Annotated in this window: 27 protein-coding genes; 20 read left to right on the forward strand and 7 right to left on the reverse strand. The window is 60.0% G+C overall.

Annotated elements, in window-relative coordinates; genetic code table 11:
• The 13 genes from AC1DZ5_RS13845 to AC1DZ5_RS13905 form a co-directional block, all read left to right on the forward strand.
• A partial coding sequence (locus AC1DZ5_RS13845) for an EF-Tu C-terminal domain-related protein (protein WP_477890440.1) occupies positions 1 to 149 on the forward strand: 149 nt, incomplete at its 5' end.
• Positions 150 to 172: 23 nt separating this feature from the next.
• Positions 173 to 487, forward strand: a complete 315-nt coding sequence (gene rpsJ / locus AC1DZ5_RS13850; RefSeq protein WP_068674876.1) for a 30S ribosomal protein S10 — start codon at positions 173 to 175, stop codon at positions 485 to 487.
• Between the two features lie 199 nt (positions 488 to 686).
• Entirely contained in the window at positions 687 to 1,361 is a 675-nt protein-coding gene (rplC, locus tag AC1DZ5_RS13855) for a 50S ribosomal protein L3 (RefSeq protein WP_477889982.1), read from the forward strand.
• Complete coding sequence (rplD, locus tag AC1DZ5_RS13860; RefSeq protein WP_310342534.1) at positions 1,361 to 1,981, forward strand: 50S ribosomal protein L4; 621 nt, start codon at positions 1,361 to 1,363, stop codon at positions 1,979 to 1,981. The genes rplC and rplD overlap by 1 nt, the downstream gene beginning before the upstream one ends.
• An 8-nt stretch (positions 1,982 to 1,989) precedes the next feature.
• Complete coding sequence (rplW, locus tag AC1DZ5_RS13865; RefSeq protein ID WP_105261719.1) at positions 1,990 to 2,313, forward strand: 50S ribosomal protein L23; 324 nt, start codon at positions 1,990 to 1,992, stop codon at positions 2,311 to 2,313.
• Positions 2,314 to 2,315: 2 nt separating this feature from the next.
• Positions 2,316 to 3,140, forward strand: a complete 825-nt coding sequence (gene rplB / locus AC1DZ5_RS13870) for a 50S ribosomal protein L2 (RefSeq protein ID WP_105261718.1) — start codon at positions 2,316 to 2,318, stop codon at positions 3,138 to 3,140.
• Positions 3,141 to 3,151: 11 nt separating this feature from the next.
• Complete coding sequence (gene rpsS / locus AC1DZ5_RS13875; RefSeq protein WP_094476242.1) at positions 3,152 to 3,430, forward strand: 30S ribosomal protein S19; 279 nt, start codon at positions 3,152 to 3,154, stop codon at positions 3,428 to 3,430.
• Between the two features lie 10 nt (positions 3,431 to 3,440).
• Positions 3,441 to 3,770 carry a 50S ribosomal protein L22 gene (gene rplV / locus AC1DZ5_RS13880; RefSeq protein WP_075585605.1) on the forward strand — a complete coding sequence of 110 codons (330 nt, stop codon included), beginning with the start codon at positions 3,441 to 3,443 and terminating at the stop codon, positions 3,768 to 3,770.
• Between the two features lie 16 nt (positions 3,771 to 3,786).
• A complete protein-coding gene (gene rpsC / locus AC1DZ5_RS13885) occupies positions 3,787 to 4,683 on the forward strand; it encodes a 30S ribosomal protein S3 (RefSeq protein WP_310342522.1) in 897 nt (298 codons plus the stop codon).
• A 2-nt stretch (positions 4,684 to 4,685) separates the two neighbouring features.
• A complete protein-coding gene (gene rplP / locus AC1DZ5_RS13890; protein ID WP_029708121.1) occupies positions 4,686 to 5,102 on the forward strand; it encodes a 50S ribosomal protein L16 in 417 nt (138 codons plus the stop codon).
• 16 nt (positions 5,103 to 5,118) lie between these two features.
• Complete coding sequence (rpmC, locus tag AC1DZ5_RS13895; RefSeq protein ID WP_310342506.1) at positions 5,119 to 5,328, forward strand: 50S ribosomal protein L29; 210 nt, start codon at positions 5,119 to 5,121, stop codon at positions 5,326 to 5,328.
• 10 nt (positions 5,329 to 5,338) lie between these two features.
• Positions 5,339 to 5,608, forward strand: a complete 270-nt coding sequence (rpsQ, locus tag AC1DZ5_RS13900) for a 30S ribosomal protein S17 (protein ID WP_477889985.1) — start codon at positions 5,339 to 5,341, stop codon at positions 5,606 to 5,608.
• A gap of 101 nt (positions 5,609 to 5,709) precedes the next feature.
• Positions 5,710 to 6,216: a redoxin family protein gene (locus tag AC1DZ5_RS13905; RefSeq protein ID WP_477889987.1), complete on the forward strand. Its 507-nt coding sequence runs from the start codon at positions 5,710 to 5,712 to the stop codon at positions 6,214 to 6,216.
• Positions 6,217 to 6,273: 57 nt separating this feature from the next.
• Here AC1DZ5_RS13905 and AC1DZ5_RS13910 read toward each other — a convergent pair whose 3' ends face one another.
• Entirely contained in the window at positions 6,274 to 6,783 is a 510-nt protein-coding gene (locus tag AC1DZ5_RS13910) for a GNAT family N-acetyltransferase (RefSeq protein WP_477889989.1), read from the reverse strand.
• Positions 6,780 to 7,436 carry a cytochrome b/b6 domain-containing protein gene (locus AC1DZ5_RS13915; RefSeq protein WP_477889991.1) on the reverse strand — a complete coding sequence of 219 codons (657 nt, stop codon included), beginning with the start codon at positions 7,434 to 7,436 and terminating at the stop codon, positions 6,780 to 6,782. The genes AC1DZ5_RS13910 and AC1DZ5_RS13915 overlap by 4 nt, the downstream gene beginning before the upstream one ends.
• A gap of 183 nt (positions 7,437 to 7,619) precedes the next feature.
• Here AC1DZ5_RS13915 and AC1DZ5_RS13920 point away from each other — a divergent pair, with 183 nt between their 5' ends.
• Positions 7,620 to 8,069, forward strand: coding sequence for a c-type cytochrome (locus AC1DZ5_RS13920; RefSeq protein WP_477889993.1), 450 nt, complete (start codon positions 7,620 to 7,622; stop codon positions 8,067 to 8,069).
• A gap of 33 nt (positions 8,070 to 8,102) precedes the next feature.
• On the opposite strand, the gene AC1DZ5_RS13925 is transcribed toward AC1DZ5_RS13920, so the two are convergent.
• Positions 8,103 to 8,600: a TlpA disulfide reductase family protein gene (locus AC1DZ5_RS13925; protein WP_477889995.1), complete on the reverse strand. Its 498-nt coding sequence runs from the start codon at positions 8,598 to 8,600 to the stop codon at positions 8,103 to 8,105.
• Positions 8,601 to 8,617: 17 nt separating this feature from the next.
• Here AC1DZ5_RS13925 and AC1DZ5_RS13930 point away from each other — a divergent pair, with 17 nt between their 5' ends.
• The 6 genes from AC1DZ5_RS13930 to ptsP all read left to right on the forward strand — a co-directional run bounded on the left by AC1DZ5_RS13930 (position 8,618) and on the right by ptsP (position 12,784).
• Complete coding sequence (locus tag AC1DZ5_RS13930) at positions 8,618 to 9,322, forward strand: DUF4197 domain-containing protein (protein WP_310342493.1); 705 nt, start codon at positions 8,618 to 8,620, stop codon at positions 9,320 to 9,322.
• A 5-nt stretch (positions 9,323 to 9,327) separates the two neighbouring features.
• Complete coding sequence (locus AC1DZ5_RS13935) at positions 9,328 to 9,831, forward strand: hypothetical protein (RefSeq protein ID WP_477889998.1); 504 nt, start codon at positions 9,328 to 9,330, stop codon at positions 9,829 to 9,831.
• Complete coding sequence (locus AC1DZ5_RS13940; protein ID WP_477890000.1) at positions 9,828 to 9,959, forward strand: hypothetical protein; 132 nt, start codon at positions 9,828 to 9,830, stop codon at positions 9,957 to 9,959. The genes AC1DZ5_RS13935 and AC1DZ5_RS13940 overlap by 4 nt, the downstream gene beginning before the upstream one ends.
• A 356-nt stretch (positions 9,960 to 10,315) precedes the next feature.
• Positions 10,316 to 10,762 carry a PTS sugar transporter subunit IIA gene (locus AC1DZ5_RS13945; RefSeq protein WP_310342487.1) on the forward strand — a complete coding sequence of 149 codons (447 nt, stop codon included), beginning with the start codon at positions 10,316 to 10,318 and terminating at the stop codon, positions 10,760 to 10,762.
• Positions 10,731 to 11,000, forward strand: a complete 270-nt coding sequence (locus AC1DZ5_RS13950) for an HPr family phosphocarrier protein (protein ID WP_477890002.1) — start codon at positions 10,731 to 10,733, stop codon at positions 10,998 to 11,000. Before AC1DZ5_RS13945 ends, AC1DZ5_RS13950 begins: the two co-directional genes overlap by 32 nt.
• Positions 10,997 to 12,784 carry a phosphoenolpyruvate--protein phosphotransferase gene (gene ptsP, locus AC1DZ5_RS13955; RefSeq protein ID WP_477890004.1) on the forward strand — a complete coding sequence of 596 codons (1,788 nt, stop codon included), beginning with the start codon at positions 10,997 to 10,999 and terminating at the stop codon, positions 12,782 to 12,784. Before AC1DZ5_RS13950 ends, ptsP begins: the two co-directional genes overlap by 4 nt.
• A 512-nt stretch (positions 12,785 to 13,296) precedes the next feature.
• Here ptsP and AC1DZ5_RS13960 read toward each other — a convergent pair.
• From AC1DZ5_RS13960 to AC1DZ5_RS13975, 4 genes are all read right to left on the reverse strand, one after another.
• The gene (locus AC1DZ5_RS13960) at positions 13,297 to 13,797 is read right to left on the reverse strand and encodes a cyclophilin-like fold protein (protein WP_477890006.1); all 501 of its coding nucleotides are present in this window, start codon (positions 13,795 to 13,797) and stop codon (positions 13,297 to 13,299) included.
• A 161-nt stretch (positions 13,798 to 13,958) separates the two neighbouring features.
• On the reverse strand, positions 13,959 to 14,969 hold the full coding sequence (locus AC1DZ5_RS13965; protein ID WP_477890008.1) for an XdhC family protein: 1,011 nt from the start codon (positions 14,967 to 14,969) through the stop codon (positions 13,959 to 13,961).
• Positions 14,969 to 17,161, reverse strand: coding sequence for a xanthine dehydrogenase family protein molybdopterin-binding subunit (locus AC1DZ5_RS13970; protein WP_477890010.1), 2,193 nt, complete (start codon positions 17,159 to 17,161; stop codon positions 14,969 to 14,971). The genes AC1DZ5_RS13965 and AC1DZ5_RS13970 overlap by 1 nt, the downstream gene beginning before the upstream one ends.
• Positions 17,162 to 17,174: 13 nt before the next feature.
• Positions 17,175 to 17,633, reverse strand: coding sequence for a (2Fe-2S)-binding protein (locus tag AC1DZ5_RS13975; protein WP_477890012.1), 459 nt, complete (start codon positions 17,631 to 17,633; stop codon positions 17,175 to 17,177).
• Positions 17,634 to 17,646: the final 13 nt, after the last annotated feature.

Genomic DNA, 17,646 nt, shown 5'->3' on the forward strand with positions numbered 1-17,646 from the left:
AAGGCAAAGAAATGGTGATGCCTGGTGACAACGTGTCGATCACTGTGAAGCTGATCAACCCCATCGCCATGGAAGAAGGCCTGCGCTTCGCCATCCGCGAAGGTGGTCGTACCGTCGGCGCCGGTGTGGTTGCGAAAATCATCGCGTAATTCGCGCAAACTAAGGAATTACGATGGCCGCCAAGCAAAAAATCCGCATTCGCCTGAAGGCGTTTGACTACAAGCTGATTGACCAATCGGCTGCTGAAATCGTTGACACCGCCAAGCGCACTGGCGCGATTGTCAAAGGCCCCGTGCCTTTGCCAACCCGCATGAAGCGTTTTGACATCCTGCGTTCACCCCACGTGAACAAGGCCAGTCGCGATCAGTTTGAAATTCGTACGCACCAGCGTCTGATGGACATCGTTGATCCCACAGACAAAACTGTAGACGCGCTGATGAAGCTCGATCTGCCAGCTGGCGTGGACGTTGAAATCAAGCTGCAGTAAGAAATAGTGGCTTTGGACGCAAGTCCAAAGCTTCTGACCGGTGAGGAAAGCAGGGGCTTGTGCAAATCACAGGTCCACGCTATACTCGCTGGCTCTGCTCCATGTGCTTTTGCATGTGGGTGGAGTTTTATTAACAGTCTCTCACGCAAAAACGCTGTAGCCAATTGAAGTTGCAGCGGTGGGAGTTACGGAGAAAACAATGAGTCTTAGCAATCACTTAGGGTTGCTGGGTCGCAAGGTTGGCATGATGCGCCTATTCACCGATGACGGGGATGCAGTTCCTGTTACGGTGGTAGATGTGTCGAACAACCGCGTGACGCAGGTCAAAACCCAGGAGAACGATGGCTACGTTGCCTTGCAGGTAACGTTCGGTGCACGCAAAGCTTCGCGTGTGACCAAGCCTATCGCCGGCCACCTTGCCAAAGCAGGTGTTGAAGCCGGTGAAATCATCCAGGAATTTCGCGTAACCGCTGATGCGGCCGCAAAGTACACCGCTGGTGTTACTGTGCCCGTTGCTGATGTGTTTGTTGTTGGTCAAAAAGTGGACGTGCAAGGCACCTCCATTGGTAAAGGCTTTGCCGGTACCATCAAGCGCCACAACATGAGCTCGCAGCGTGCTTCGCACGGTAACAGCCGTTCGCACAACGTTCCCGGTTCTATCGGTATGGCACAAGACCCAGGTCGCGTGTTCCCCGGTAAGCGCATGACGGGTCACTTGGGTGACGTCACCAAAACTACGCAAAACCTCGATGTGATCCGCATCGACGAAGTGCGTCAATTGTTGTTGATCAAGGGTGCGATCCCCGGTGCAGCAGGTGGTTTTGTGACCGTCCGTCCCGCAGTCAAGGCTAAAACAGCGAAAGGAGCGAACTGATGCAGCTCGAACTCCTGAATGACCAAGGTCAGGCTACGTCGAAATACGATGCGCCAGAAACCGTGTTTGGTCGCGCATACAACGAAGACTTGGTTCACCAAGTGGTGGTGGCCTTCCAGGCCAACGCGCGTCAAGGCACCCGTGCCCAAAAAGACCGCGAGCAAGTCCATCACTCGACCAAGAAGCCTTTCAAGCAAAAGGGAACGGGCCGTGCCCGTGCCGGTATGACTTCCTCGCCACTGTGGCGCGGGGGCGGCCGCATTTTCCCTAACATGCCCGATGAAAACTTCGGTCAAAAGATTAACAAGAAAATGTACCGTGCCGGTATGGCTTCCATCTTGTCTCAGCTGGCCCGCGAAGGCCGTCTGGCAGTGGTTGACTCCCTGAAGGTGGATTCTCCCAAGACCAAGCCATTGGCAGCTAAATTCAAGGCGATGAACCTTGAGTCCGTGCTGGTGATTGCTGACGAAGTGGATGAAAACCTGTACTTGGCATCTCGCAACCTGGTGAACATCTTGGTTGTTGAGCCTCGCTATGCAGATCCCCTGTCGTTGGTGCACTACCGCAAGGTGCTGGTGACCAAGGCTGCCATGGACAAACTCAAGGAGATGTTCGCATGAGCGCCCGTATGAACAACACGTCGAAAGTCAAGTACGACGAAGGTCGTTTGATGCAGGTTCTGGTTGCTCCCATCGTGTCTGAAAAGGCAACCATGGTGGCTGAAAAATCCAATGCTGTGACGTTCAAGGTGCTGCAAGACGCTACCAAGCCCGAAATCAAGGCCGCTGTGGAATTGATGTTCAAGGTGGAAGTGCAAGGCGTTTCTGTGGTGAACACAAAAGGCAAGGCCAAGCGCTTTGGCAAATCGAATGGCCGTCGCGACAACGTTCGCAAAGCCTACGTGATGCTCAAGCCCGGCCAAGAGCTGAACCTTGGTGGGGAGGCCGCGTAATCATGGCTGTCATTAAAATGAAACCTACTTCTCCAGGCCGTCGTGGCGTGGTGAAGATTTCGCGTGACCACCTGTACAAGGGTGCCCCTCACGCTGCATTGTTGGAACCTCAATTCCAGCAAGCCGGTCGTAACAACAACGGCCACATCACCACCCGTCACAAGGGCGGTGGACACAAGCACCACTACCGCGTTGTCGACTTTGTCCGCAACAAGGACGGCATTCCTGCCAAGGTGGAACGCATTGAGTACGATCCCAACCGCTCTGCGCACATCGCTCTGGTGTGCTACGCCGACGGTGAGCGCAAGTACATCATTGCCCCCCGTGGTCTGGAAGTCGGCGCAACCATCATGAATGGTTCCGAAGCTCCTATCCGCGTGGGTAACACTTTGCCTATCCGCAACATCCCAGTGGGTTCCATCATCCATTGCGTGGAACTGCAAGTTGGCAAGGGCGCACAGATCATCCGCTCTGCGGGTACCTCTGCAACCCTGTTGGCCCGTGAAGGCACCTACGCCCAGGTCCGCGTTCGCTCCGGTGAAGTTCGCAAGATCCACATCGATTGCCGTGCAACCATTGGTCAAGTCGCCAACGAAGAGCACAGCCTGCGCCGTCTGGGTAAAGCCGGTGTCAAGCGCTGGATGGGTATTCGCCCGACCGTTCGCGGTGTGGTGATGAACCCTGTGGACCACCCACACGGTGGTGGCGAAGGCAAGACTGGCGAAGGCCGTCATGCAGTCGATCCTTGGGGTAATCTGACCAAGGGTTACCGTACCCGTAACAACAAGCGCACGCAGGTCATGATCGTGTCGCGTCGCAAGAAGTAAGGGGTAGGTAAATGACTCGTTCTCTCAAAAAGGGTCCCTTTGTGGACCACCACCTGGTAGCCAAGACCGAAAAGGCCGTCGCTACCAAGGACAAGAAGCCGATTAAGACTTGGTCGCGTCGTTCTATGATCTTGCCCGATTTCATCGGCTTGACCATTGCTGTGCACAACGGCAAACAGCACGTGCCTGTCTATATCACCGATCAAATGGTTGGCCACAAGTTGGGTGAGTTCGCTCTGACCCGTACTTTCAAGGGTCACCCTGCGGACAAAAAAGTCCAAAAGAAATAAGGAGGTGACCATGGAAACTCGTGCAACCCTTCGTGGCGTCCGTTTGTCGGTAGACAAGGGTCGTCTGGTCGCGGATCTGATCCGTGGCAAAAAAGTTGACCAAGCTCTGAACATCTTGCAATTCACACAGAAAAAAGCTGCTGTGATCATCAAGAAGGTTCTGGAGTCCGCCATTGCCAATGCTGAGCACAATGATGGCGCCGACATCGACGAACTGAAGGTGAAAACCATCTACGTTGAGCAAGGTGCTTCTCTGCGTCGCTTCACGGCACGTGCCAAAGGCCGTGGCAATCAAATCCGCAAGCCCACGTGCCACGTGTACGTGACGGTTGGTAACTGAAAGAGGCCAGGAAGATATGGGACAAAAAATCCACCCAACCGGCTTTCGCTTGGCGATCAGCCGTAATTGGTCTTCTCGTTGGTACGCTAGTAACCGCGATTTCGCGGGCATGCTGGCCGAAGACATCAAGGTGCGTGAGTACCTGAAGGCCAAGTTGAAGAATGCTTCGGTTTCGCGCATTCTGATCGAGCGTCCTGCCAAGAACGCACGTATCACCATTTTCTCGGCTCGTCCGGGCGTGGTGATCGGCAAGAAGGGCGAAGACATCGAAAACTTGAAGCGCGATCTGGGCAAGCAATTGGGCGTGCCAGTGGCAGTGAACATCGAAGAAGTGCGCAAGCCCGAAATCGATGCCAAGCTGATTGCTGACAGCATCACCCAACAGCTCGAAAAACGCATCATGTTCCGCCGTGCCATGAAGCGCGCCATGCAAAACGCTATGCGTTTGGGCGCCTTGGGCATCAAGATCATGTCGTCCGGTCGTCTGAATGGCATCGAAATTGCTCGTACCGAGTGGTACCGTGAAGGCCGTGTGCCATTGCACACCCTGCGCGCTGACATTGACTACGGAACTTCCGAAGCCAAGACCACGTACGGCATCATCGGTGTGAAGGTCTGGGTCTACAAGGGTGATACCTTGGGCCGTAACGATCTGCCCGCTGCTGTGGAGCCTCGTTCTGAAGAAGAACGTCGCCCACGTGGTCCCCGCCGCGATGACCGTGGTGGTGCCCGTCCAGGTGCTGACCGTGCTGCTCCCCGTGGCGCTCGTCGTCCCGTGGGTGGCAATGCAGCCCCTGCCGATGGCAGCGACAAGCCCGCAGAAGCACTTGGTGCTGATGCAAACAAACCAGCCGTTAAGCGCGTTCGTAAAATCGCCGCGCCAGCTGCAGCAGCTGACGGTAAAGGAGAATAACCATGTTGCAACCCGCTCGCCGGAAATACCGCAAAGAGCAAAAAGGCCGTAACACCGGTATTGCTACCCGAGGAAGCTCGGTCGCATTCGGTGACTTCGGTCTCAAATGTACTGACCGCGGCCGTCTGACGGCTCGCCAGATCGAAGCTGCACGTCGTGCAATTTCCCGTCACGTGAAGCGTGGCGGTCGTATCTGGATTCGCGTGTTCCCTGACAAGCCGATTTCCCAAAAGCCTGCTGAAGTGCGTATGGGTAACGGTAAAGGTAACCCCGAGTACTACGTGGCTGAAATCCAGCCCGGCAAGATCGTTTTTGAAATCGTCGGTGTGCCTGAAGAGCTGGCACGCGAGGCATTCCGTTTGGCTGCGGCCAAGCTGCCTCTGCGTACTACGTTCGTGGCACGCATGATTGGCCAGTAATTCAGGAGATATCGACATGACGAAAGCTGCTGAACTGCGCACCAAAGACATTGCCGGTCTGACTACGGAAGTCAAAGAGCTGCAAAAAGCCCACTTTGGCCTGCGTATGCAAAAAGCCACGCAACAACTCAACAACACCGCTACGCTGCGCTCTGCGCGCCGTGATATTGCTCGCGCCAAGACTATTCTTGTCGAGAAGCAAAGCGCTGAAAAATCCGCCAAATAAGGAGCGATAAATGACGGAAGCTAAAAAATCCCTCAAGCGCACCTTGATTGGCAAGGTGGTCAGCGACAAGCGTTCGAAGACAGTGACTGTACTGATCGAGCGTCGCGTGAAGCATGAGCTTTACGGCAAGATCGTGGCAAAAACCAGCAAGTACCACGCCCATGACGAAAAGGGCGAGTACAAGTTGGGTGATGTCATCGAAATCACGGAAAGCAAGCCCATTTCCAAGACCAAGAACTGGATTGCGACCCGCTTGGTGGAAAAGGCTGCTGCAGTCTAAGCCTATCGGCTTCGTTCACTGCAAGTGACTTCAAAACGGCCCACAATGTGGGCCGTTTTCATTGGTACTTTGAAAACGTACTTTCATTCTCAGGAGCACACATGATTCAAGTCGGTCAAACCCTTCCCGCCACCACACTGATGGAGTATTCCGAAGTCGAGGGCGAGGGCTGCAGCCTGGGCCCTAACGCTGTTGACGTGGCCAAGGCCACCGCCGGCAAGACCATCGCGTTGTTTGCCCTGCCTGGCGCCTTCACTCCTACCTGCTCGGCACAACACGTGCCAGGCTACGTGCAAAACGTGGAAGCCTTCCAGGCGGCCGGCGTGGACGAAATCTGGTGTGTCAGCGTCAACGACGCCTTTGTGATGGGTGCCTGGGCACGTGACCAGAAAACAGCGGGCAAGGTCCGCATGTTGGCGGACGGCAGTGCTGCTTTTGCCCAAGCCACAGGCTTGACACTGGACCTGACCAGCCGCGGCATGGGCCTGCGCAGCAACCGCTACTCCATGCTGGTGAAAGACGGCAAGGTGGTTTCGCTGAACGTGGAAGCCCCGGGTAAGTTTGAAGTGAGCGACGCAGCAACCTTGCTCGCCCAAGCCAAGGCCTAAGGCGCCCGCATCGGCGTAAAGCCCTGCCGTACGTTGATGCGGCAGGGCTTTTTTTGCCTACAGCTCTGCCTTCAGGTAGTGCGCACCGGGAATCGGGTTGTAGTAGAACGGTGGCACCTCTTCAAAGCCCAGTTCGGCATACAGGGCACGGGCGGACTCCATATCGTCCAGGGTGTCCAGCAGTACGCAGCTGTAGCCCGACTGCCGCGCAGCATCCAGAATGCCCTCAGCCAGCATGCGGCCTAAGCCCAAGCCCCGAAATTCGGGTCGCACATACAGGCGCTTCATCTCCGAGGCGTTGGTGTAATCGGCACTGTCCAGGGGGCGCAATGCGCAGCAGCCAGCAAATACAGCGCCGACCACCGCCACCAGCAAGCTGCCCCGCGGCGCAGCGTACTCTCCGGGTAACTGCTGCAGCTCGGTCTCAAAGTTCTGAAAGCACAGATCCACACCCAGGCTGTCGGCGTACTCTTTGAACAGCACGCGTACACCATCCAGGTCAGCGGGGGATTGGGGTTGCAGCAGCCGCGCCTTTTCGGGTGCCTGCAGGGCAGATTCTGGGTTCATTCTGCCCACCGCAACAGGGCGGTGACCAGGCCCGCACACAACAGAAAAACAATCAGCGCCAAGGTTCGTGAGGCTGCGTCGTCGCGCGAGGAGGGCACGGCGTCTGCCAACAGCTTGTCGCCGTGCAGCATAGGTGCTACCAGGTTGTGGCCCTTCTTGAATTTGTAAAACAGGATGGCAGCGATGTGTAGCAGCACCAGAACAATCAGGATAACCTTGCCAATGTCGGCGTGGTAATCGCTCGCCAGACTCACCCACTTGCTGCTCACAAACTTGGTCAAGGGGCCTGAGGAGGCGATCTCGTCGTCGCTGAACAGACCGGTGAAGACCTGCAGTAGGCTGAACCCCAACAGGGCCAGCACCGACAAAAAACCCAATGGATTGTGGCCTACGCTATGCAGCGGGGTACCTTCGCCGCGCAGATAGCGCAGGATAGTGGACGGGCGGTAGACGAAGTTGGAGAAGCGCGACCAGTGTCCGCCCACACAGCCCCACACCAGGCGGAATAGCAGCAAGGCCAATACGCTGTAACCCAGACGAAAGTGCCACTCGAATACGCCAGTCTGTCCCGTGAATACCAATGCCACAAAGCACACTGCCAACGCCCAATGGAAGAGCCGCGTGGGCAGGTCCCACACCCTGGTTGTCTGCATAGTTAGTCCCCCGATACGAAGGGCGGTACCGACACGCCGCCAAGCGACAATGTAGCACTGCGCCGGGCGCCACTGGTGATGTGCATGGGACTTACCCTCGGTTACCCGCCGCGTGAGAACTTTTGCGAATTGGCGTTACTCTATCCGCTGGCAATTTCCACCCACCCCTCGAGAGGACGACCCATGAAAAAGCTTGTTTCCCTGGTTTTGGCCGCGACGGCCCTCGTGATTGCGGCGCCGGCCTCCGCACAGTTTGCCAAAGCGGAAGACGCCATCAAGTACCGCAAGAGTGTGATGTTTGTGATGCAGCAGAATTTTGGCCGGGTGGCTGCCATGGCGGCGGGCAAAGCCCCGTTTGATGCCAAGGTGGCCGCGGACAGCGCCGAAGTGGCGGCGTTCATGAGCAAACTGCCCTGGAGCGCGTTTGTAGAGGGCTCAGACAAGGGCGACACCAAGGCCAAGGCCGAAATCTGGACCGACAAAGCCAAATTCAATGAGAACGCGGAGAAGCTGCAGGCTGACATGGCCAAACTCAGCGCCGCTGCCAAAACCGGCAACCTGGACACTATCAAAGCCGCTGTAGGTGCGGCGGGCGGCAACTGCAAAACTTGCCACGACGCCTTCCGCAGCTAGGCATCAGCCCGCCCCAGTTTTGCAGGAAACTGCTCAGGTTTCCTGCAGCAGTTTCTCGATGAGCTGGTGCAGCTCGGTGAAATTGGGCTCGCCCACGTAGCGCTTGACGATCTCGCCGCGCTTGTTCACCAGGTAGCTGGTGGGGGTGATGCCCACTTCGCCCCAGGCTTTGGCCACGGCACCAGTGTTGTCAATGGCGACATCAAACGGCAGCTTGCGCGTCTGCACATAGTTCACCACGTAGCTGGGCGGGTCATAGGACATGGCCACGGCCATGGTGCCGTAGCCCTGGCCCTTGTATTTTTCGTAGGTGGCGATGACCTTGGGCATCTCCGCCACGCAGGTGACGCAGCTGGTGGCCCAGAAGTTCACCAGGGTCACGCGGCCCTTGAGGTCGGTGGTTTGCCTTTGGGAACCGTCCAGCAGTACGAAAGTTGAAGCTGGTGCAGCATTGCCGTTGCCCAGTAAATAAGCGCCAGCAAGTACAGCGCAAGCCGCTACGATGCTGGCGATCGCGATTTGTTTTTTCATCTCAGTAGGTACCCCACATGGACCGTCGACATTTTAATTCTTTCACGCTAACCAGTGCTGCCCTGTGGGCCGCTGCCAGTTTGCAACCCGCCTACGCCTTGAGTCTGGAGGATCTGACCAACGCAGACGCCTCCAAGGGCCTGAAAACCGCGCTGGAAAAAGGCGCGCTGGCCGCCGTGGGCATTCTGGGCACCACGGATGGATTCCTGGGCAACGAAAAAGTTCGCATTCCTTTGCCCGGTTATCTCGAAGATGCTGGAAAACTGCTGCGCACCTTTGGCCAGGGCGCCCGGGTGGACGAGCTGGTGACCTCCATGAACCGCGGTGCCGAGGCCGCCGTGCCCATGGCCAAGGACCTGCTAGTCAAGGCCGTGCAGACCATGTCGGTGAACGACGCCAAGGGCATTCTGACAGGCGGTGACACCGCCGTGACCCAATTTTTTGCCGAGAAAACGCGCTCGCCGTTGGGCGTCAAGTTCCTGCCCATCGTGACCAAGGCCACAGCGAAAGTCGGCCTGGCCGACAAGTACAACCAACTGGCCGGCAGGGCATCGGAGCTGGGGCTGATGAAGAAAGAAGACGCCAATATCCAGCAGTATGTGACCGGTAAGGCACTGGATGGCCTGTTCTTCATGATTTCGGAAGAAGAGAAGAAGATTCGCCAAAACCCGGTGGCCTACGGCAGCTCCATTTTGACCAAGGTCTTTGGCGCGCTGAAGTGAAGAGCATGGAGCGCGTGCGGGCGTGGCTGCCTGCCGTGTTGGCGCTCGCCTTCGCTTCCACGCTGGGGGCCTGCAGCCCGGCGCTGAACTGGCGCCAGGCCAGCGTGGCGTCGGTCTCGGTGATGCTGCCCTGCAAGCCCGACAAGGCGCAGCGCAGCGTCACGCTGGTGCCGCACACCTTGGCGATGGACATGGTGGGCTGCGAGGCGGGCAGTGCGCTGTTTGCGGTGAGCCGCGTGGAATTGCCCGAAGGTGTGGCCGCGCCCGAGGTGTTGGCCGCGTGGCGCGCCCAGGCACTGGCCGCCCTGCGCGCGAGCCAGGTGCAGGACCAGCCCATGGCGGGCGCCACCCTGCTGCAGGCCCAGGGCCTGCGGCCCGACGGTCGTGCGGTGCAAGCCCAACTGCTGTGGCGCCTAAGGGGGCGTCAGATTGTTCACTGGGCGGTGTATGCCGAACGCCTGGGGCCGGACATGACCGAACCGTTTTTCGCCGAGACACCGCAGCCATGACATTGCTGTCGCCCCGCAAGGCGGTGGGTGTCTTTCTGGCGTTTGGGCTGGCCTACTTCCTCTCCGCCCTGATCCGGGCCATCACCGCCACACTGGCCCCGACGCTGGTGCAGGAATTTAGCCTGTAGTCGCGCGACCTGGGACTGCTGGCGGCCCGTGTGCTGTTGGGCTGGGCCAACCCCTGGCTGGCACGCCTGGGCCACACCGCTACGCGCCTGATTGCGCTGGGTTTGTCACTGAGTTTCGTGTTGTTTGCTATTCTTTTAGTAGCTAATGGCGCAATCACGACGGGGGGCTACAACCCTGTTTACGGTGCAGTGGGGTATTGGGCTGCTGCTTGACGGCTTCAAGGTGCTGGGCCTGGCCGATGTGGCGGCGTACTAGGCGGCATTTGGTGCCTACGGCCTTACCTGTGTCGCGGCCTATGTGCATTTCCTGCTGGCAAAGGCGCCATAATCACTCTTCACCCGCTCCGCGCTCCCTCATGAACACAGGCATTCTCATCGTCGCCCATGCACCGCTGGCCAGTGCGCTGCGCACAGCGGCCCTGCACGTGTACCCCGAGGCGGCGGCCGGTGTGCTGGCGCTGGACGTGGCACCCAACGAGAGCACCGACATCACCCGCATGGCGGCGCAGGCGCTGCTGGCCCAGCTGGGCACCCCCCAGGCCTTGGTGCTGACCGATGTGTTCGGTGCCACGCCCTGCAATGTGGCGCAAAAAGTGGTGGACGGCATCAGCACCAAACTGGTGGCTGGCGCCAACCTACCCATGCTGCTGCGCACCGTCAACTACCGCCACGAGGTGCTGGACGTGCTCATCACGCGGGCGCTGGCTGGCGGTATCCAGAGCATCATGCAAGTGGCGGTCACCGCCCCCCAAAACCAACATCGCAAACCCCATGATCAGCATCAACACGACCATAGTCAATAAACTGGGATTGCACGCCCGAGCGTCGGCCAAGCTCACTAAGCTGGCCGGCAGTTTCCCCTGCGAGGTGTGGATGGCCCGCGGCGAGCGCCGCGTGAACGCCAAGAGCATCATGGGCGTGATGATGCTGGCCGCTGGCATTGGCTCCGAAGTCATGCTGGAAACCAGCGGCGAGCGCGAGCAGGAAGCCATGGACGCCTTGCTGGCATTGATCAACGACAAGTTTGGCGAAGGCGAATGACATTTTCCATCCACGGTTTGACGGTCTCGCGCGGCATCGCCATTGGGCGTGCCGTGCTGGTGGCGTCGAGCCGCGTGGATGTGGCGCATTACTTCGTCAAACCTCATGAGGTGGAATCGGAGATAGACCGGGTGCGTGTCGGACGCGACGCGGTGGTGGAAGAGATTGCCCGCCTGCAGGACAGCATCACCCGCATGGGCCCCAAGGAGGCACCGCACGAGTTGTCCGCCCTGCTGGACGTGCACCTGATGCTGCTGCAGGACGAAGAATTGGTGGCAGGCGTCAAGCACTGGATCACCGACCGGCTGTACAACGCCGAGTGGGCGCTGACCACACAGCTGGAAATCATCGCGCGCCATTTCGACGAAATGGAAGACGCCTACCTGCGCGAGCGCAAGACCGACATGGAGCAGATCTGCGAACGCGTGCTGCGCGCCATGAAGGGCGCCCAATCCCCCGTGCTGCAACCGGTGCAGCGCAGCCCGCGCAAGCCCTCGCAACAAGACCTGCTGCTGGACGACACCGTGGACGTGCCACTGGTGCTCATCGCGCACGACCTGTCGCCGGCCGACATGCTGCAGTTCAAGCAGAGTGTGTTTGCGGGCTTCATCACCGATGTGGGTGGTAAGACTTCACACACCGCCATCGTGGCGCGCAGCATGGACATCCCCGCTGTGGTTGGCGCACGCACCTGCAGCCAATTGGTGCGCCAGGACGACTGGGTCATCATCGATGGCGATGTGGGCGTGGTCATTGTCGATCCCTCGCCCATCATCCTGGCCGAATACGGCTTCAAGCAGCGTCAGGGCGAGTTGGAGCGCGGCCGACTGCAGCGCCTGCTGCACACACCCGCCGTCACCATGGACGACCAGCGTGTGCAGCTGCTGGCCAACATCGAAATGCCCGAGGACGCCCAGGTGGCGCTCAAGGCTGGTGCGCTGGGCGTGGGCCTGTTTCGCAGCGAATTTTTGTTCATGGGGCGCCAGGGTCGCCTGCCCGACGAGGAAGAGCAGTACCAGGCCTACAAAAAGGCTGTGGAAGGCATGCAGGGCCTGCCGGTGACCATCCGCACGGTGGACGTGGGCGCCGACAAGCCGCTGGATGCCTCCGTGCGTGATGACGCCCACCTGAACCCTGCGCTGGGTCTGCGTGCCATCCGCTGGAGCTTGGCCGACCCGGGCATGTTTCTGACCCAGTTGCGCGCCATCCTGCGCGCCGCAGCGCATGGCAAGGTGCGATTGCTGATTCCCATGCTGGCCCATGCCCGCGAGATCCGGCAGACCATTGCCCACATCGAGAAGGCGCGTGCGCAGCTCGACCGCCGCGGTGTGGCCTACGGGCCCATTCAGCTTGGCGCAATGATCGAGATTCCGGCCGCGGCGTTGAGCCTGCGCCTGTTCCTCAAGTACTTTGATTTCCTCTCCATCGGTACCAACGACCTGATCCAGTACACGCTGGCGATCGACCGGGCCGACGAGTCGGTGGCGCATCTGTACGACCCCATGCACCCCGCCGTGCTGCGCCTGGTGGCCGACACCATTGCCGAGTGCCGCGCCCAGGGCAAGGATGTGAGTGTGTGCGGCGAGATGGCCGGCGACGTGACCATGACGCGCCTGTTGCTGGGCCTGGGCCTGCGCAGCTTCTCCATGCACCCGGCACAGATTCTGGCGGTCAAGCAAGAGATCTTGCGCGCCGACGCGGGCAAGCTGGAGGCTTGGGCGCAGGGCGTGTGCGACGCCGAAGAACCTGGCGAAGAGCTCAGCAGTCGCCCCATGCCGCTATAAAAACAGGAGCTGCTCGCGCAGTGTTGACGGGGGCTGGATGTCGTTTTTCTTCTGATTCCGAGTCCGCCAACCTTCTCAAACCCCCAGGTAGTTCGACAGAGCCGCGCTGCCCGCCACATCATCCGCCAGGCCCTGCAACACCACTTGCCCTTTTGCAGCACCAGGGCTTGGTCGGCACGGGCCAGCACAATCAGCTCGGGGTGGGTCATCAGTGCACGGCCAATCGACGGCATCTGCTGCTCGGCGCCGGAGAGCAGCGCACCGACAGGTTGGGGAGCACTCCTCGCCCCTCGGGCACATAGGCCACACCCTGGCGGGCGACCTCGTGCGGCTTGAAGCGCGGGGCGTCCTTGCCAAGCAGCGTGATGTGGCCGTCGCGCTGTGCCACATACCGGCTTGCTGGCTCTGGAAAAGGTGAGCTGACACCGGTGCGACCACCACCGATGGGCGGTGATTTGACGGGTTCGCGTTTGAGAGGTATCTGCTACTCGCTACGGGAGAAACAGTCGTGCTTACTTCTCCATGCGTTCGATCATCGCCCTCAGCGCACCGGGTGCCTTGAGGGCTTCCCCGCCTGAGTCGATCCGCCCCAGGCTGATGAGCCCCTCGGAATAGCGGAATTCCTTGTGAAAGATAGCCAGATTCCCCCAGGGAGCGTAGTAGGTGATGTCACCTGCCGATGGCGTAAAACCGGCAGGTGCGCCCTTCGTTGCGAGTTTCCTTGGTAGGTAGGCGATCTTTTCCGTGGAGGCGTAATCCTCCAGCGTCAGATTCAGATTCAGCGGCAGCAAGGACAGGAAATCACGTGCCGCAGGGGTGTCATGCAGGCTGGCCGTCACCGTTTTTCCGTCGATGGTCAGACGAATCTTCACCGTGTTTTGCTCAGGGTTCACCGTCTCGTTGAGTCGTTCTGTGGGCGACTTCTTTGGCTCCCCTGTTGCGCATACGGGGCGTGAAAGCATCAGGGCCAAACAAGCAATCGATATGGCGGCAGGTCGCATGGCGTTCTTCATGGTTAGACATCCAATTTCTTCAGGCCGTCAGGCGTGTCCACGTCCAATAGGTTAATGGGGGCGCACAAAGGGGTGCAGGAGCTTGTCGCCACCGAAGCGCTGGCCGCTTCCGGCGGCGAGTAGCAATCCGACGATGGGTTCCGTTCGTGTGCTCGCCATGGTCATGTCGCCGAGCAAGCCCGCGTGTCTCCAGTCGGCGTTGCTCTCGCATCCCGCAAGGGCGCAGCCACTCCATTCTTCACCGCCGTCATTTCGGCGAGGATCGCCAGCGCAATTTCCGGCGGCGTTTTGCTGCCGATGGCCAGTCCCACCGGGCCATGCAGGCGCGCCAGTTCCTCAGCTGAAAGACCGAAGTGCTGCGCCAGTCGCTCGCGCCGCTTTGCGTTATTGAGATGCGATCCGATGGCACCGACATAGAAGGCTGGCGACTTGAGCGCCTCCAGCAGCACCATGTCATCAAGCTTGGGGTCGTGGGTGAGTGCCACGACGGCCAGGCGGGGGTCTGCTTGCAGGGCGAGCAGCGCGTCGTCGGGCATGGTGGTGACCAGTTGCGCGCCTGGCACGTCCCAACCGATGCCATATTCCTCGCGTGGGTCGCAGACGATGATCTCATAGTCCAGTGCTTGCGCCATCTGCGCGAGATAGTGCGAGATCGATCCGGCACCCACCATGAGCAGACGCCATTGGGGGCCATGGACGGTGGTCAGGTATTCGCCGTCCCAGTGCAGCGCGTCACCGCGCCGTGCCTCGGTCACCTCCACGATGCCGTTGTGCAAATCGACACGCCGCTTTACCAGTTCTCGCTTGGACAAGCGCATTGCCAGGTCTTCCATTTGCGTCGGATCAGGTGCTGGTTCGACCACGAGTTCGAGCGTGCCGCCGCAGGGAAGACCAAAGCGCGTCGCCTCGTCCTTTGTCACGCCATACACCAGCCTGAACGGGCCGCTCGACGGCCCCAGTCGCCCCTCTCGCATGCGGACAATGAGGTCGTCTTCGATGCAGCCGCCAGATACAGAACCTTCCAGCAGGCCATCGTCGCGCAGCGCCAGCCAGGAGCCCGGCGGGCGCGGTGCTGAACCCCAGGTGCGGGCCACCGTCACCAGCGCGAAGCGGTGCCCGGCCGCCGCCCAGCGCCTGGCCGCAGCCAGCACTTGCAGATCGAGGCTTTCCATCAGGCCTTCAGCTCATCGGTACGAATGGGCAGGTTGCGCACCCGCTTGCCCGTGGCCGCAGCGATGGCGTTGGCCAGGGCCGGAGCCAGCGGAGGCACCGCTGGCTCGCCCATGCCGGAGGGTCTCGCGGCTGAGGGAACAATAAACACATCAACCTTCGGCATGTCACTGATGCGAATGGGCGCGTAGTCATGGAAGTTGGATTGCTCGACCACACCCTCCTTCAGGGTGATCGCGCCGTTGAGTGCCGCCGACAGTGCGAATCCAACCGAGCCTTCAGCCTGCGCGCGCACAATATCGGGATTGATTGCTGTGCCGCAGTCCACGGCGCAGACGACACGGTCGACCTTGAAGCTGCCGTCAGGCTGTACCGTGACTTCGACCACCTGCGCCACATAGGAACCGAAGGACTCGTGCACTGCCACACCGCGCCCGCGGCGCTCGCCAGTAGCGCCGTGCGCAAGCGGCTTGTCCCAACCCGCTTGCTCGGCGGCGAGCTTGAGGACACCGGTATGTCGTGGATGCTTGTCGAGCAGCGCAAGACGGAAGGCCACGGGGTCCTGGCTGGCCGCCACAGCCACCTCATCAATGAACGTTTCGGTTGAATACGCCGTGTGACTTGATCCGACCGAGCGCCACCAATGCACCATCACCCCGATATCTGTTGGCGTATGCAGATCGACCAGCAGATTGGGAATCGCATAGGGCAAGCTTGCCGCGCCCTCTACGGAAACGGGATCAATGCCGTCCTTGATCATCATCGCAAACGGGGAGCCGCCCAGAATGGATTGACCGACCAAACGGTGATGCCAGCCTATGAGTTTCCCCTGCGCATCGAGCGCAGCTTCCAGTGCGTGGTGGAAGGCCGGACGGTAATAGGCGGCCTTCATATCATCCTCGCGCAACCACACCATCTTGACCGGAGCCTGGCCCTTGATCGCCATGGCGATGGTGACGGCCTCGCGCACATAGTCAGCATCCTTGCTGCCCCGCCGCCCGAAGCTGCCACCAGCATAGAGCATGTGAATGGACACTTGCTCGACCTTGAGGCCCAGGAGTTCCGCCACCCTCATCTGGTCGACGGTCTGCATCTGTTCGCCGTTCCAGATTTCACAACTGTCCTGGCCGAGCCGCACCACGCAGTTCATTGGCTCCATCGCCGCGTGCGCGAGGTAGGGGAAGTCATAGGCGGCGCGCAGCAGGCGTGCTGGTGCTGCAAAGGCGGCATCGGGATCACCCTCCTTGCGGGCAACGGCACCGGGCGATTTGGCAAGCTCATGGTAGCGGGCGAAGATTTCTTCGCTGCCGAGCTTGAACGCAGCGGACTCGTCCCATTCCACCTGCAGTGCGTCACGGCCCTTCTTCGCACTCCAGGTGTCCTTGGCCAACACGGCCACGCCGGTGGGAATCTCCACGACCGCGACCACCCCTTTGACCGCTTTGGCACCACTCGCGTCGAAGGACTTCACCTTGGCTCCAAAGCGCGGCGGGTGCGCAACCACCGCCGTGAGCATGCCCGGCAGGTGGACATCCTGGGTGAACTGCGCCTTGCCGTTGATCTTGTCGGCCGTATCCCTGCGCGGCGCGCGCTTTCCGATGAGCTTGAACGTCGCGGGGTCTTTCAGTTGGACATCGTCCGGCACCGACTGCCCGGACGCGCTCTTTGCCAAGTCACCGAAACTGGCCCGGCGCTTGGATGGCGTGTGGACGAGCACCCCTTCGCTGACCGTGATTTCGCCAGCCGACACTTGCCACTGCTGCTGCGCCGCAGCCACGAGCATGGCGCGTGCAGACGCTCCTGCCTTGCGCATCTGCTCCCATGAATTGGCCATGGCCGAACTCCCGCCCGTGCCTTGCATCGGCCCCCACAAGAGATTGTTGAAGCGTTTGGCATCGGCCGGTGCACCCTCTACGCGCACCTGCGACCAGGCTGCATCCAGCTCCTCGGCGACGAGGGTGGCCAGGCCAGTGTGGGTGCCCTGGCCCATCTCAAGATGCTTGGCGATGACAGTGACGGTGTTGTCTGTGCCGATCCGCAGGAAGGCATTTGGCTCGAACGTGACAGCGGCACCAACCGCGGATGAGGTCGCTGCAGCGGGAGCAGTCGGCCAATAGATGGCAAGCGTCAATCCGGCCGCACCTTGAAGGAAACGGCGGCGACTGTCGTTTTTGATGTGACTTTTTTCGTTCATGGTGTCCGCTCCTTTAAGCCAGTGATTGCGCAGCTTCGTGAATGGCTGCCCGGATGCGCACGTAGGTCGCGCAGCGGCAGAGGTTTCCGCTCATGGCAGCATCAATGTCCGCGTCTGATGGCTTACGATTTTTTTCAAGCAAATGGATGGCACTCATGATCTGGCCGGACTGGCAATAGCCGCATTGCACGACATCAAGGCGCGTCCATGCCCCTTGCACCGCCTTTGCGACGCGCCCCTTGTTGACAGCTTCGATGGTGACTATCTTCTTGCCCACTGCGGCGGAAGCTGGCGTGCTGCAGGAGCGCACCGGCTCGCCATTCAGATGGATCGTGCACGCACCGCACAGGCCCATGCCGCAGCCGTACTTGGTGCCCGTGAGCTGCAGCTCGTCGCGCAGCACCCACAACAATGGTGTATGAGGATCGGCCGTGGCGTGGGTCGGTTTGCCGTTGATATGGAGTGTGATCATGGATGGTTCCCAA

This window comes from Rhodoferax sp. P1_F3, assembly GCF_056405715.1.